Annotated in this window: 1 protein-coding gene; it reads left to right on the plus strand. The window is 44.6% G+C overall.

Annotated features, from left to right (window positions below; genetic code table 11):
* Positions 1-662: lipopolysaccharide heptosyltransferase II (gene waaF / locus KIV40_RS27270; protein WP_285352321.1), on the plus strand; the 662-nt coding region annotated here is incomplete at both ends.

Consider the following 662-nt stretch of genomic DNA (forward strand, 5'->3'; position numbering starts at 1 on the left):
TCCAATACATGGTTGAGCGCTATGTGGCTTTAGCTCATCCGAAAGACAAGATGCTTGATTCAAGCTCTTTAGGTGGCTTAGAAAACTTACCTAGACCCGCTTTAACTATCGACAAAGTCGAACAACAAAAAACTGCTGAGAAGTTTAGCCTAACGATAGACAACTCAACCGTAGGGCTGTGCCCTGGTGCAGAATTTGGCCCAGCGAAAAAATGGCCAGAAGAACATTACGCAAAAGTAGCAACAGCTATGGTAAGTACCGGTAAGCAGGTGTGGTTATTTGGTTCACAGAAAGATCTTGAGACTTGCAACGGCATCAAAGCACTTGTGCCAGAAGAGCTGCAATCAAAGATTCATGTACTAGCTGGGCAAACTAGCTTAATCGAAGCCGTAGACTTGCTCGGAGCTTGCCAAACTGTTGTCGCTAACGACTCAGGCTTAATGCACGTTGCTGCCGCTGTTGGGTGTAATGTTGTCGCTGTTTATGGCTCAACCTCTCCTAAATACACACCACCGTTGGCTGAGAAAGTCGAAATTGTTCATACTGACATCGACTGTCGCCCTTGTTTCAAGCGTGAGTGTGAATTCAAGCATTTAAAATGTCTTACTGAGCTATCACCAAAGCAAGTAATCGATAGTATTCAGAAACTTGAAGCTATCTCG

This window comes from Vibrio sp. D173a, assembly GCF_030248475.1.